Raw genomic sequence first — 14,660 nt, 5'->3', positions numbered from 1 at the left:
GGATGACATTCGTTCAGCAAGTTGGCAATGCCGTTCAACCATCGCCGAAATTCCGTCCTTGCCAAATGCGCAGAGCAAGGCCCATGTTGCAAAACCTCGAGCCCTGCGCGACAGCTCGGGGACCCACTCCTTCGGGTCACGAACTTCTTCTCCGGTGACGGGGAGGTAGCTGGCCTGAACCGTCATGGCGCGACGGTGCGCGCGTGCATCGCGGACAATTGCATAGCCGCAGTCGTAAGGGCTTTGCAGCCATTTATGCCCGTCGGTCGTCCATGAATCCGCTCGCTCAGCTCCTTCCGCCAGATGTGCACGCGAAGGACAAGCTCGAGCCCAAAGCCCGAGAGCGCCATCGACATGCAGCCAGCCCTGTCGCGCATGCGTCAAGTCAGCGATCGTATTGAGCGGGTCGAAGGCTCCGGTGTTGATCTGGCCGGCTTGCGCGATTACCAACAACGGGGCGCTGACCGTTGCAACCGCCCGTCCAAGCTCATCCGCGTTCATTCGCCCTTCGCTGTCCGTGTGTATCACGACGACGCGACGCTGGCCCAATCCTAGATATCGCAGGGCGGAAAACACACTGACGTGAGCATCAGCACCCACGCACACCGTGATCTCTGGTGCACCGAACAGGCCGTCTGCCTCAACGTCCCATCCCTGCCGCCTGAGGAGTTCGCCGCGCGCGGCTGCGAGACATGTGAAGTGGGACATCGTCCCGCCCGTGGTAAATCCGAGCGAGCATTCGGGCGGAAGGTGAAGAAGTTCCAATAACCACTTGCTGGCGACAACCTCGGCGGCCGCGTTCGCCGGGCAGCTGTGGTAGCCAGCGCCATTTTGGCCCCACATGCTCGTTAGCCAATCCGCGGCGACTCCGACCGGGTGTGATGCACCCATCACCCAGGCGAAAAAGTGCGGTCCAGCCGTGCCAGTCAAGCCAGGCTCCGCGGCATCTGCGAGGCGCTCGATGACCGTTGCCGGCGCGATACCGGCATCCGTCATCGGACCGCCGAAAGCTTCAAGCAGTTGACCGAACGTGGCAGGCGCTCGTGCCGGCAGGCCTTTCCTTGCCTCGTAGAACCGAATCGCTCTGCGGTAGGCGTTATCGAGTGCCGAAGAATATTGGTCGCTCATGGAACAGCCTCCTTGAAACACTGCCTGTCTGGAGCACACCACGGCTTGAGTGAACCTGGGACTCTGTCGGTCACGAACAAGTCGCAGTTCTAAATTGACCAGTTGGAAGATCCAGCGACAGAGACTGTCAGCGACTTTTCCAACAGTATCCTCTGATACCTGCCGTTGCGGCCCTGACGGCTCGACCGGCGGCAATGGGTCGTGATTATCCCCCTTTGCATGGCGCGGTTACGCCGACGGTCTGCGCAATCAATTGGTTGGGCGGGGTGCTGCCAACTGCAGCCGTTTGCCTCGTCCTTAGCCTGCCATTCAGAGGACCATTCCGGTCAGATTACCGACCTTCGCGCTGGGACACGGTCGAGCGTCCAAGCGGATGTGAACTCGCGACCCAGCCCGGACGTCCCGCGCCTCAGCCTCCGCGGAAGATCAGCAACAATTAACAGCCAAGTTCGGGTGCACCAGCGAGCGGAATAGATCATACGTTAGCCGCACCGCACAAGACTGGAATCAATCACTTTTGGTTGCAGCCGGCCGCCGCACTGATTATCGACAAGCGCGGGACAAATATTTTTCCTACCATTGCATGAGGCAGCCGCCTTCAGGAGATAAGCGGTGGGAGGTATTGCAGAGTGGTTAGCATCGCTCGGCTTGTCTGAGTATGTCCGGCTCTTTGCCGAGAATGGTATCGATCGTTCGGTCCTTCGCGATCTCACGGACCAGGATCTCAAGGATCTCGGCGTCTTGCTTGGGCATCGCCGGAAAATGCTGCGCGCGATCGCCCGACTTGACGACAGCGCCGTTGCAATATCTCCAATCGTGGCCGCGCCCGTGCCACGTGATGACGCGGACCGACGCCAGCTCACCGTCATGTTTTGCGATCTCGTCGGCTCGACTGCCCTCTCGAAGCGGCTCGATCCGGAAGACATGCGGAAGATTCTGGGCGCCTATTACCGGGGTTGCTCGAATGTCATTACCAAGGCCGGTGGCTTCATTGCCCAGTACATGGGCGACGGTGTGCTGGCGTATTTTGGTTATCCTCAGGCGCATGAGGATGATGTCGAGCGGGCTGTACGTGCTGGGCTGACGCTGGTGCGGGCCATCGACAAACTCGATTCCGGGACCGACGAAAGTTTGCGAGTGCGGATCGGGATTGCTACCGGCGTAGTGGTAGTCGGCGATCTCACGGGTGAAGGCGAAGCACAGGAGCGTGGCGTCGTCGGTGAGACGCCGAATCTCGCTGCTCGGCTGCAGACACTGGCCGCGGTCGGAACAGTGGTGATTTCTGCGAGCACGCAGCGGCTTACGGCCGGGCTGTTTGAGTACCGCGACATGGGGCTGACGACAGTGAAGGGTTTTGACGAAGCAGTGCGTATTTGGCAGGTGCTCGGCCCCAGCGGGGTCGAAAGCCGCTTCGAGGCGCTGCACACGACCACGTTGACACCAATCGTCGGACGCAACGAAGAAATCGAGCTTTTGCTCAGCCGATGGCAGCGGGCGAAGAACGGTAATGGGCAGGTTGTGCTGCTTTCAGGCGAGCCGGGTATCGGAAAATCGCGGCTGGCCACCGCCCTTGAAGAGCGGCTCCAATTCGAGCCGCACGACCGCTTGCGGTATTTCTGTTCGCGCCGCCATCAAGACAGCGCCTTCTATCCGTTCATTTCCCAGCTCGAGCGTGCGGCCGGTTTGCGGCGGGACGATAACGCTGACCAACGCCTCGACAAACTTGAGGCGGTGCTCGCGTTCGCCGCCGACAATCTGGGCGAAGCTGCTCCGCTGGTGGCGGCGTTGCTATCGATTTCGACGGAAGGTCGATACCCAAAACTTAACCTCACGCCGCAACAGCACAAGGATAAGACGCTTAGGACGATAATTGCGCAGGTCATGGACCGGGCAAGACGCCAGCCGCTGCTGATATTGTTCGAAGATGTGCATTGGATCGACCCCAGCCCGCTTGAAGCGCTGGACCATCTTGTCGATCGTATCGCAACCGTGCCTGTCCTGCTGATTGTCACCTTCCGGCCCGAGTTCGTATCTCCGTGGAGCGGCCGCGCAGAGGCGATGTTCCTTACGCTCAATCGTCTGCACCCTCGGCAACGAGCCGAGATGATCGAGCGGGTAACTCGTGGCAAGGCACTGCCGAAAGAGGTTACAGACCGGATCATCGAGCATACCGATGGAATACCGCTATTTGTCGAAGAACTGACCAAGACAGTGCTGGAGAGCGGCGTACTGCGCGAGCAGAACGGGCGCTACGTCCTCGGTGGTCCGCTACCACCACTGGCGATCCCGATGACGCTGCATGCTTCGCTGATGGCGCGTCTCGATCGCTTGGCCCCGGCGCGGGATGTAGCACAAATCGCCGCTGCTATTGGCCGGCGATTTTCTTATGAGCTCATCAGCGCGGTCGCGTCGATGCCCAAGGAGCGCCTTGACGACGCATTGGATCATCTCGTCAGTGCCGAGCTGGTTTTCCAGCACGGCGCACCACCTGATGCGGAATACACCTTCAAGCACGCCCTGGTGCAAGACGTCGCATACAGCTCCCTGCTGCGCGAGAGGCGGCAGCAGCTGCATGCTCGCATCGCAATGGAGCTCGAAAATCATTTTTCTGACGTAGCGGAGCAACAACCGGAAATCGTGGCCGAACACTGCGCCCAGGCAGGATTGACGGGAAAGGCGGCGCGGCTGTGGTGGCGTGCCGGTCACAATACTGCAAAACGCGCCGCTCATCGCGAGGCGTCGGTTTTGTTCGAGAAAGCTTTGACTGCCTATGCGGCCCTGCCATCCTCAGCCGAGACACTTGGTGAAATCATCGACATCCGATGGGAACTTAACCACTCGCTTTATCCGCTCGGAGAACTGACACGGGACCGAGCGAATCTGGAGGCCGCGAAACATCTTGCGGAAGGGCTTGGCGACGAGGTACGCCTATCGCGCGTTCTATCAAGGTTGGCCTTCACACTCGGTTCGTTAGGCGATCTGGTCGGCGCCGTCGAGGCAGGCGAACGCGCCATGGCTTTAGCGGAGCGGCGAAGCGACCCCGATGCGAAGGCTTGGGCTGCCATGATGCTGGCAAGGTCGCGGTATGGCCGCGGAGACTATGAACGCGCGATGGGACATGCTCGACAGGCGCTAGAGGTGCTCCATGAAGGCCCTGGCTACGGCCTCGGATCCCATGAGGCTTACGTAAGATTCACGCGCGTCAACGCTCGTATCTGGTCGGTGCTGTGTCTTGCCGAACTCGGCCGGTTTGAAGAGGCTGCCGTCCTTGGACAGGAGGCGACCGGCATGGCTCGAGGGATGAATGAGCCAGAGGAACTAATCTTTGCTGGCCACGGTGTCGGACGGATGCATCTTATTCAAGGCAATGCTGACGTTGCTATTGAGGCACTTGAGCCAGCACTGGCCATGTGCAAGAGCGCTGAATTTCCCATCTTCCTTCCTCGGATAGCCGCCTGTCTTGGGGCGGCGTATGCGTCACTGGGCCGGACCGATGAGGCACTGGTTCTTCTCGAAGAGGCAGTTCGCCAAGCGGCGGCGAGTAATTTAACGTTCGGACAGTCACTAGTGCTCTCAATTTTCGGTCGAGTGTGCCAGCTCGCTGGTCGACAGGATGAAGCCCTCACTAATGCACATGACGCCATTGATCTTGCTCGAGCCTCTGGCGAACGAGGCAACGAAGCCTGGGCCTGGTGCGTGTTGGGGGATCTGGTCTCGGATGGCAACGCTACCGCACCTCGGATTGAGGAAGCTCACAATCACTATCGCATGGCGTTGATGATCGCCCTGGACCTTGGAATGCGCCCGCTGCAAGCACAGTGCCTAAATGGACTTTCTCGCCTGCAAAAAGATGGTCGGAAATGAAGCATTGGCCGAACAACGAGTAGCAGACGCCAGCTCGTTTTGCCGGGGAGCGGGCATAAAAACCCGCAGCATGCTAGAACTTCGTTTCACCCCGCACCGTTCGCCGAACCGTTCGCGCGCTAGTCTCCAGCAAATCTCAATTGCCACCATCGCATTACTTACCTAGCGACTGGTTCGCCTTCTCGGCTGCCGCGTTCAGTGCCGCGGCGGGTTGAGCCTTTCCCAGGTAGACAGATTGCATCGCATCCGACACGGCTTTCCCGGTGTCTTCCCACCCAGTGACTGTCGGTGCGAAGCGCGCGTTCGGCAACAACGCGATGAACGCCCTGGTGTCTAGGCCGTTGAGCTCCGGATCGCTGGCTTCAGCCTTCGTCGTGGGCAGGAAGCCTTCCGTCTTCGAGAATTCGACGCGCGGGCCCTTTGTGAAGAGGAAGTCGAGAAACTTCCAGGCGCTCTTCTTTACCCTGGAGTTCTTGAACATCATGATTGAATCGGTCACCGCATAGGTGGCCTGCGTCGTTCCAGTCGGAAGGGGATCGATACCGTACTTCAAATTCGGCGCCTCCTTCGCGATCTGCTTCGACAGTAAGGGCAAAGAGATAACCATCGCCACACGCCCCTGCTTGAACAGGTTCTGTACGCCTTCACGGCTATACCCGGTGACCCCCGCTTCGGTCAGACCTTCGTCTATCATCGTTTTGTACAGCGTTGCGGCTTTCACGCCAGCCTGCGAATTGAAAGCAGCCTTGCCGTCCTTGCCGATCACGTCTCCGCCGTAGCTCCAGAGTGCATAATAGAAATAGACATCTGTCTCGATCTCTTTGCCTTGAAGACCGAAGCCGGCGATTCCCATCGCTTTAAGCTTCTTCGACGCATTGATTACGTCGTTCCAGGTCTTCGCACCATTCGGATAACCAGCTTTCGCAAGCAGGTCCTTGTTGTAGTACAGCGCGCGTGTTGACGCAGCGATCGGCAATCCATACACCTTGCCTTTGATTTCACCCGGCGCCAGCATCTGGCCAATGAAGCGGTCCTTGAAGCTCGCGTCCATGTAGCCATCAAGGGGCTCCGCGACGTCGTCCTTAACGAAGTCCAGCAACCAGCGGGTACCAACAATCGCGAGGTCCGAGTTCGCGCCACCCATGATGTCCGTCTGGAGCTTCTGTTGCAGCGTGTCCCAATTTACTTCTTCGATCTTGATTCTCGTACCCGGGTCAGCTTTCTCGAACTCCTGAGCGATCTTGTTGAAGTAAGGGCCAGTCGCGTCACTGTAGTGCGAGACGGTGATCCGGACCGTATCGGCGTGTGCCGCTACTGCCATACCTGCAAACGCAAGCCCTACGGCAATCTTGCCAAGCGCGAAAGACACACGTACTTGAAAAGACATCTTCGATCTCCCAGGGGCAGCTGCGGTTGCCGGCTGCGGATTGCTTTTGTCTCTTGTGGAAACTCTGGCACCAGCATTACCTGGTGCCTGAACTGACTTTTAAGCGGCACAAATCATCGAGCAGGACGCACTTACGTAGCACTACTTTTCGTACTCGTCGCCTTGTGATGGAAAGCGTGATCTCCGTTGATCGCTCGTGCTGAACAGACGCCCGTCTGATTGCAGCCGCGGTATCTCTTCCAGCTATTGCGCCGCTTCGAGACTGCAGGTGGCATATGAACAACATGCCTATTTACATACGTATGCAATCAAATGCAGCCAACCTTGCCGGTCAACCGGGGTGATTGTCGGTGATTATCCGGCCAAGGCGCCGTAGATCGGCTCAGCGGCCTGACCGTCGATACAGAAAAGGCAGCGTGATGGTGGGAAGTGCAGAGGACGTACGCAAACCCCAGCAGACGCGTTTGGCAAGAATCCGAGCACGTCGGAGCCTTACTGCGCAAGGGTTAGGGCCCGCGTGCCAAAGAAATTTGTCACTGGCCGCGCCTCGGAAGCTGTTCCTTGTGCTGCCTGTGCGGGGTGTGCGGGCGCGCCAGAGATCGGACACATTGGCTCATTCTCGCCGTCGAACCGAACGACTGAAGTCTGGCGCGAGGGACGGCAGTTCTGCTGGTCGAGCAGGATGCACTTGCGGCGCTTCGCATTGGCGACCGTATTGATGTTCTGGAACAAGGGTACACCGTGCGCTCGGGAGCGAGTGGGGAACGCTTCGAAGAAAACAATATCACGCGTTTCTATCTCGGAATTTGATATCGGAACGCGACCGGGGCAGGCATCGCAGCGTGTCGGACACGCTCTCCAGCGTGCATTTAACAGCTTGTGTCCGAGGGCTCAGGTCAGAGAGTGCGCTCCCATCGGCCTGATACGGCAGCGCCGCTCCGATGGGCACGGACTTTTTGGCCTGCGACCGGCCAATTTGCCTTGGCATCGCCAATTCCGGGACTTAGAATTCCTCCACGAGGTGCAAGTCGCGGACAATTGAGCCACGAGCCTCAGTCTGCCATTCTGTCGCGCAACGGGCAGAACCCGTTTTAGAAGGCGCGGCGAGACGATGACCTCGTGGGCCGCGAACCACCCTTCGTGCCACGATTCTATTTGCGGACATCGTCGCATCCGCCGATAGAGCCGCCAGCCTCGGCGATCGCCGCTGGACTGACTTGCTCGAATTCCATCAAGCTTTGGTTCGCCGTGAGCTTGCTTCCGCGGCCGAGAGATCGGCACGACGGGAGAATGGTGGTTTTCTTGTAGCGTTCGACGGCCCGGCCCGGCCCGGCGCGGGGCAGTGCGGTGTGCATGCGCGATATCAGACAACGCGTCCAGCAGCCCGGGATCGAGGTTGGGACAGCCTGCATACCGGGGAGTGCGAAGTTATGGGTGACTAGTTCGGCGGGATAGCCGTCCATATCGGAGTGCGTGTCGCAGCCCTTGCGCAACCAGGCGAAGTGCCGCTGTCAGCGACCGTAAAGGACTTGGTTGCAGGGTCAGCGTTGTCATTCCGGGACCGCGGAATTCATTCCCTGAACAGCGTGCCGGGTGATTGGCGGCTCTTTGCGGTAGAACGGTAGACGTACCGCGTGTCGATGTCGAACTGAAGAAAACCTTGCCTTATGCATGTCCTCTTCGTCTCTCCGACTGGATTGTTTCGCGATGGTGTCGCGCGTCTTCTCACCGACCTGGCTACTCGCGTCGAGGTGCGATGCGCCGACTATGCCGCGATTGCTCTCCGGCGCGGATCTCTCCCTGATCTGCTCGTGCTGGACGGCGACAACGTCCGCGAAGCGCTTAATGCAGTCAATGTGGTGCGACGTACCCAGCCCGGTTTGCCGGTCGCCGTGCTACTGACGGCGATCGATTCGCGCACCGTCGACGGTTTCCTTGCAGCTGGCGTGGGCGGCTGCGTGGGCAAAGCGGAATCTGCCGATGTGCTGCTGGATGCGCTGCGTGAGGTGCTCGCCGGCCATACTAACCCGCTGCCAGCGTTGAGCGCTTCAACGAACGCTGTTTCACCACCCGCTGAGGCACGGCGCCTGCGCGATTCGACGTCCGAAGCCAACCCCGGCGCGCTGACGAAACGTCAGATTGAGGTGTTGGCGCTCGCGGCACGTGGAGAGTCCAACAAATTGATCGCACGGCGACTCGACATTACGGAAGGGACAGTAAAAGTGCACTTGCACACAGTTTACAAGGCGCTGAAGGTCTCGAGCCGCAGCCAAGCGAGTGTCACGGCGGCGCGATTGCAAGAAGTGAGCGACGTACAGATTCATCAGGCGCTGGAAGGCCAGATTTCAGTGCAACGGCTGCTCGTCCATATGACGCCCATTCGCTTTAAAGCCGGAGAAACCCTGTTCCACAAGAATGCCAGTAGCGATGCGCTCTACTATGTCGTTCGCGGGACAGTGAGTCTCCAGGAGATCGGAGTCGAGGTAGGGCCCGGCACGATACTAGGGGAGATCGGCCTGTTTTCTCCCGACCACCGGCGCACTTGTACGGCACGCTGCCAGAGCGACTGCGAACTCCTTTCGGCCTCTGCGGCCGACGCAATGCGCCTCTATTACCAGGACCCGGAGTTTGCAACGTACCTGATTCGTCTCATCACCCGCCGACTGGGAGCCAACAAGTTGCGACCGAAAGACTAGTACCGGCTTTTCACGTTCGCTTTTGGCGCGCATGGTCAGGTAGCGGTCGACCCTCGGCCCTCAAGTTATATCGGCCAGCCGAGGGTAGTGTCGTAGATTCATTGACCTCCTCTGTAAAGCTGCTGGATGCGCGCGGCTCCACCGTCATTTTTCGAGCGCACGAGGTCTTGATAAACTTCGGCCCGGTTTTTTCCAAAGGGAAGGGCAGCGCCGCCCGACATGGAGTGACCGGAGAAATCCGGACCTTGAGAAGTGGTCACGGTCTCCGACGTTGTGGGCGACGGATTCGAGATGGTGTCTGCCGCGTTCGCCTGCCAGGCGGACATACAGATCGCTCCGCCGACAAGTAGCAGTGCTGTCTTCATGTGAACTCCTTGCGAAAGTATTGGCGCAGTTTCGGTTGCGTCGGACCGGGCGAGAGTCTCGCCACGTTCGACAGGAACGCATCTAAAGTTGCATGACGAATACAGAAAGATTCGATTCGACTACCGTGGCCTGCGCTTCATGATTGATGCCGTACGCGATGCTTTCTGGTCATCCGCTTGGTGCACGGCTCCTGCGTAGCAAGTCTTGATGAACCCAGTATGGTGTGTGGAAGCACCGTCGCCTATATGCCTTTCGTAATAGGCGCTGCCGCGGCGCGGTGACGGGCCAACCGCGTGAATTTCTTCGACAGGGCGAGCTGTGCGCAACGGACGCTCACGGGCGGACGGCCTCGACGTGCCCGTTGACATCGGACGACGAGCATCGGGGAACTCGCGAATGAGGCAAAGGTGCTCGAAACGCATGAGAACCTGGTGGTCCGCGTCCATGAGGAATCACTATTCCTGCGCCACCTTCCGACGGTTAGCCTCGAGCCTGCCCTAGGCGGCGTAATGCCCTGCGTGAAGCTGCCCAGGTGTTATCCCGCCGCCCATGCAATCCGCATTTCAGCATTTGCAGTGGACCGATCGGTCTCAAAAGGCGGGTGCTTCGTCGACTGAAGCGTGCTCGTGATTATTGAGCGAGTGCGGCTATTCCCCAACACTGCCAGACCGATACCCCATGAATGACAGTTCGAGTTCGAAAGCAGTCGTACAGATCGCCGGGGATTGAAGGGCTCTTGAGGGTCGAATGCGGAAGTTCAGCGTCCGGTCGGCGTTGCGCTGCCCGTTCGGCGCGTGGACTTCCGAGTTCGGCCACCACCCGCCGTTCGCCGAGCAGGAGATGCTGCCATTAGAACGGCTGCATTACTCTGGAACCTGCCGGACGAGCTACGCAAGCGGCTCGGCTAATGCCGGCATTGAACCGGGTCGGATACTCTCTCGACCCGCGATCGGTGCCGACGGCCGCGGCCTAAGCCTCTGGGCACTAGTCCGACGGCTCGACCCCATATTCATCCTTCTACTGGGTTTGCGGACACTGCGTCATGCCTCGGACATTTGACGTTCATTCGCAAGCCGGAGGTGACGCAGTTGTGATCTTTCATTCGCCGCCTGCCGTAGAAGATGGTGGACTCATTGGTGGCGAATTGCATCTCTCTCGGAGCACTGCGCACCTAGGGCAGAGTTAACCTAAACTCAGTGCGTAACGCATTTCGCAACAAGTTCGTCCGTGTCCCCGTGGGGCATGTTCATGCGGATTTCAGACGTTGTCGAGGACGGCGTGCGCGGATTTGCCGCCACCATCGCCTTGCGCAGCGAAGAGAGCTTCGTCCGTCATGCGCGTGAATCGCTGAGGGCGCGAGCGTTTTTGGAGTAGAGGGTTCAGTCGTCTCAGCACCGCGCGGATTGCTGCCGGTGCGTCTGCCGAATTCTGCGACGGGTGCAGCAGATGGGGACCCATCGCTTTACGCTGAGGGGCGACCATGCGCGCACTCGACATCATGACTCCATCCGTCGTCACCGCCACGCCGGATATGACCATCCACGACGCGGCAAGACTGTTCGTCAACAACCAGATCAGCGGCATGCCGGTCGTCGACGCAACCGGACAGGTCGTCGGTATGATCAGCGACAGCGACCTGCTTCACCGCGTGGAGAACGAAACCAGCCACGGAAAGCGTTCGTGGTGGCTTGAATTCCTATTGTCGTCGCCCCGCGAGCAGGCCGCGAGGTACGTGAGGGAGCACGGACACGTTGTCGGCGACGTGATGTGCGAAAAGGTGATTTCAATTTCCGAAGACATGCCGCTCCAGGCGGTCGCGGACCTCATGGAGCGCCGGCATCTGAAACGCGTGCCGGTGCTGAAAGACGGCAAGCTGGTCGGCATCGTGAGCCGGTCGAATCTGATGCGCGCACTCGCGAGCGTCGCGCCGGCGGCGGACTCCTCTCCACACGACGATGCGAGCTTGCGCGACGCGATCGTTCTGGAAATGCACGGAAAGCGCTGGGGGCTGTCAAAACAGGGCGTGCTCGTCAAGGACGGCGTCGCGCATCTTTGGGGCGTGATCGAATCCGAGGAGGAAAAGAGCGCGATCCGCGTTGCGGCCGAGGGCGTGCCTGGCGTCAGACGCGTGGAGAGCCATCTGGAGTTCCCGAGCGGGATTCCGGCGCTGTAATCCGTACGTTACGCAAGACGCGTGCAGGTGGCCTTGCACGCAGTGAAAGATGACGGAGATCGGGACGTCCACATTGGATCCGGCGGGCCGCTTGCGACGGACCGCCATCTCTCCACAGCCTGATTTAATAAAGCCCAGCCACCGGTTGGGTTTGATGCCGCGTCCCTCCCCGACAGAGCAAGCGGTCACGTGGACCTATACTGGGGCATCTGGAGAGTCCAATGGCAAATCACGACAGGCTGCATCCGCTACGTCCGCTTCAGCATGGCCGAATCGGTACTCGCTATCTGGACTGCATCGATGGCCAAATCAAGTTTGACGAAGGCAAGAAGTCGCGCTTCGCGGCCGAAGAATGTAATCTCGTGCCGCTCGACAAGGATGCTGACGACGATGCGTCTGTGGAGGGTCGTCCGATCCAGGAGGCGGGTCTTGCCCGGTTTTTGAGGGCAGCGCAGTCAGGCAAGCCCAAGGAAGCCGGCACTATCGCGGAGGTCCAGCGCGCAGTGTAGGTCTGCATCGAGCTCGGCCTGTTCAGCGCATATCGGTTCGGCGCGCAGGAGGCCCTCGCACGCTATGCGCAGGAACCCATGTCTGCGGACCGCGAGGGCGCTGCTGCCCACTGCGATTTTGATGCTTGCCGGTTGTGTCGCCGGCGGCATGCCCTACTACGGGCCCCATCTCAGCCCCACGGAATGTCGCGACCTGGCTGCACTCAGAACAAATGCGCCCCCAACGATGGGGGAACACCAGAGCGAACTGGCCGCGCTCAGAAAAGCTGGCTACGCCCCGTCCCCCTGGTACGACGACCCATACTACCCGGATGATCTCCAGGCGGCACAGCGCCTCGTCGACTACTGGTTCCAGACCGAGTGCGTGCAAACTCAGCCCCGCTAGAACACGCGGCCCATGAGCCGTTGATATTCCTCGGGGGCGTCCAACGTGCCCGCGATTCCAGTCGCGACACCCGGTCGGCGAGATGTCTATCAACGGGCGGTGCTTTACGCTCAGCCGTGGCCCGTTACTTTTTGCAGGCCCAGGCGCGCTGCCGGTGTCGTCCGTCAGGGCGAGGCTTACTTTCGCATGTGAGAGGACTTCGTGCCTTCCGGCCAAACCGTAATACGGCAAAAAAGACCACCCGCTATCGATGACCCTCGGAAACAATAAGGGAACTGGCCGATTCGGCGATTCCGCAAGGTCTGTGTGCAGCGTGCGGAATTCCTTCAAGCAGTATCGACGCCGTCGGGAGTGAAGACAATTGGACTTTGGTATATAGCGCGCCAACTTGATTCCGAACCTAGGCGGCGTCGGTTCGGCGTGGCCTCCCCCGAAATTGCCCGCCTCCAGTAACGAACGCGAAGAGCGATAACGCCGCCCACCGCCCAGCAGTCGGCGTCAGACGCGCGCCAAGGCCGCAGCTGGAATGTAAGGTCTTGCCGGCGCGGCAAGCACGGACGGCGAAGGGCCGAGTCTGACCAGCTAGTACGCGTTCGCCTCAGCCGTAAAGCTGACATGCGCAGCGATGGAGTTGTGAGCGACCCGTAAGAGGCTGCCAGCAAACGGATCACAGTTGACTGTCGAACGGCAGGAAAGACCGATGACCCGTCTGATAGTGTCGATCGGATAATGGATATCCGCTGACTGGCGGGCCGGCTAACTGCCAAGTCGCAGGAATGAGTGCGGGCGCCAGACGCCCGCCGGGCTACCAGGTATGCCATTGCGCTTATGTCACAATAGTGTTCCGCCATTTCGCCGACGTGCCGCTGGCAACGCACCGCAACTGACCTTCCCGTAAATGCGCATCTTCGGAATAAGCCTTTACGTCATCATCGCCCTGTTCTTTGCGGTGCATGCCGTACGCAACCAGCAGAACATGTACTGGCTGCTGATCCTGTTTCTTTTCCCTGGCCTTGGCAGTTTGGTCTACTTCTTTGTCATTTACCTGCCCGCCATGCGCCAGTCGCGTGGGGCAAGGACGGCAACGAGAGCCATCTCGCAGCTTGTCGATCCCAACCGAGCGGTGCGCCAGGCGCGCACGGATTTCGATCGCGCGCCGACCGTCGCTCATCGGATGCGGTTGGGTGCGGCGCTGCTCGACGCCGGAAATGCCGCCGAAGCTCTGGAGCATTACCGAGCGGCAGCCAGTGGGCCGTTCTCATCCGATCCGGCCTTACTCGAACGACTGGCGCGTGCGCAGTTAGCCAACGGTGATGCTTCGGCCGCCCAGGACGCGCTAGAAAAACTGTTCGCCGTCCATCCCGTCGCCCGCCAGCAACCCGAGCCCACCTTGCTGTATGCACGGGCCTTGGCCGTGATTGGCGCACCAGGCACACGTGCCGCGTTCGAGACGGCGCTCACCAGCGCAAGCGACGCCGCACCCCGTTGCCTGTACGCCGATTGGCTAATGAGGCGGCCCGACGATGTCGACCGCCGGCGCGCGCGCGAACTTTACGCTGAGATCGTGCACGATGCCAAGCATTGGCCACGCCACGCCCGTGATCATAACAACGAGTGGCTGCAACGGGCCCAAGCCGCCCTAAGCCGATAATCCACGGGGGGCTCGCGGCAGAGCGGCAGACTTTGGGCGGAAGGCGTTAGGCGTCAACGAATGGCGGCTGGACTTTTAGAACGGACGTTGGGGGCACGAAGACCCGAAGGTCTCCAAGGGGCCGGGTACCGCCAATCGCGACCGGCAGTGCTGAGCCCCCTCCCAGAAGCGCCGGAGCCGTGCTTGGAACATGAATCTGTGCTCTGGCGCGACTTGACTGTAGATCGGCCCCGCCTGAAATGCTCGTGTCGATTCTTGCCGAGTGACAGCGGCGATGGACGGCGTCACGTTGCCAACGCTATTGCAAGTCGAAGGCGCTAAAGGNGCGCGTGTAATTTCACGGAGCGTCGGCTCCTCCTGCAATATTCACGGCTGAAAATGGCCAGTACTTCCCGGCGCCGCCTCGAAGGGTCAATACCCTTTCGTATAGAGCGTCAGATGGTGACTCACCGACGTTACACCCGGCACACGCCCTTCGCCACTTCCGCGGCCTGCTGGATC

Annotated in this window: 10 protein-coding genes and 2 pseudogenes; 7 read left to right on the top strand and 5 right to left on the bottom strand. The window is 59.9% G+C overall.

Annotation, left to right across the window (positions count from 1 at the left end; translation table 11 throughout):
• A partial coding sequence (locus tag F759_RS0133685) for a pyridoxal phosphate-dependent decarboxylase family protein (RefSeq protein ID WP_027803673.1) occupies positions 1-1,128 on the bottom strand: 1,128 nt, incomplete at its 3' end.
• Positions 1,129-1,740: 612 nt separating this feature from the next.
• Between F759_RS0133685 and F759_RS0133680 the strand changes: the two genes are divergently transcribed.
• On the top strand, positions 1,741-4,992 hold the full coding sequence (locus F759_RS0133680; RefSeq protein ID WP_027803672.1) for an adenylate/guanylate cyclase domain-containing protein: 3,252 nt from the start codon (positions 1,741-1,743) through the stop codon (positions 4,990-4,992).
• A gap of 154 nt (positions 4,993-5,146) precedes the next feature.
• Here the strand turns inward: F759_RS0133680 and F759_RS0133675 are convergent, their stop codons facing one another.
• Positions 5,147-6,379, bottom strand: coding sequence for an ABC transporter substrate-binding protein (locus F759_RS0133675; protein ID WP_027803671.1), 1,233 nt, complete (start codon positions 6,377-6,379; stop codon positions 5,147-5,149).
• 1,151 nt (positions 6,380-7,530) lie between these two features.
• The gene (locus tag F759_RS0133670; protein ID WP_027803670.1) at positions 7,531-7,842 is read right to left on the bottom strand and encodes a hypothetical protein; all 312 of its coding nucleotides are present in this window, start codon (positions 7,840-7,842) and stop codon (positions 7,531-7,533) included.
• A 204-nt stretch (positions 7,843-8,046) separates the two neighbouring features.
• Here F759_RS0133670 and F759_RS0133665 point away from each other — a divergent pair, with 204 nt between their 5' ends.
• Entirely contained in the window at positions 8,047-9,075 is a 1,029-nt protein-coding gene (locus tag F759_RS0133665; protein WP_027803669.1) for a LuxR C-terminal-related transcriptional regulator, read from the top strand.
• Positions 9,076-9,173: 98 nt separating this feature from the next.
• On the opposite strand, the gene F759_RS0133660 is transcribed toward F759_RS0133665, so the two are convergent.
• Positions 9,174-9,440, bottom strand: a complete 267-nt coding sequence (locus F759_RS0133660) for a hypothetical protein (RefSeq protein ID WP_027803668.1) — start codon at positions 9,438-9,440, stop codon at positions 9,174-9,176.
• A 1,258-nt stretch (positions 9,441-10,698) separates the two neighbouring features.
• Positions 10,699-10,941, bottom strand: coding sequence for a hypothetical protein (locus F759_RS0133650; protein ID WP_209440538.1), 243 nt, complete (start codon positions 10,939-10,941; stop codon positions 10,699-10,701).
• Here F759_RS0133650 and F759_RS0133645 point away from each other — a divergent pair.
• The 5 genes and pseudogenes from F759_RS0133645 to F759_RS45465 all read left to right on the top strand — a co-directional run.
• A complete protein-coding gene (locus F759_RS0133645) occupies positions 10,922-11,614 on the top strand; it encodes a CBS domain-containing protein (RefSeq protein WP_027803665.1) in 693 nt (230 codons plus the stop codon). The two genes, F759_RS0133650 and F759_RS0133645, sit on opposite strands and share 20 nt — an antisense overlap.
• A gap of 221 nt (positions 11,615-11,835) precedes the next feature.
• A pseudogene (locus tag F759_RS39470) lies at positions 11,836-12,228 on the top strand (hypothetical protein); the annotation flags it as partial.
• A 16-nt stretch (positions 12,229-12,244) separates the two neighbouring features.
• A complete protein-coding gene (locus tag F759_RS0133635) occupies positions 12,245-12,508 on the top strand; it encodes a DUF4148 domain-containing protein (RefSeq protein WP_407668569.1) in 264 nt (87 codons plus the stop codon).
• 898 nt (positions 12,509-13,406) lie between these two features.
• On the top strand, positions 13,407-14,159 hold the full coding sequence (locus tag F759_RS0133630) for a membrane protein (RefSeq protein ID WP_027803664.1): 753 nt from the start codon (positions 13,407-13,409) through the stop codon (positions 14,157-14,159).
• Between the two features lie 230 nt (positions 14,160-14,389).
• Positions 14,390-14,535, top strand: a pseudogene (locus F759_RS45465) (XdhC family protein); the annotation flags it as partial.
• Positions 14,536-14,660: the final 125 nt, after the last annotated feature.

Origin of the sequence: Paraburkholderia dilworthii, assembly GCF_000472525.1 — a bacterium.
Lineage (GTDB): Bacteria > Pseudomonadota > Gammaproteobacteria > Burkholderiales > Burkholderiaceae > Paraburkholderia > Paraburkholderia dilworthii.
Note: the sequence above shows the minus strand (reverse complement) of the source record. Positions and strands in the feature narration are given on the sequence as shown.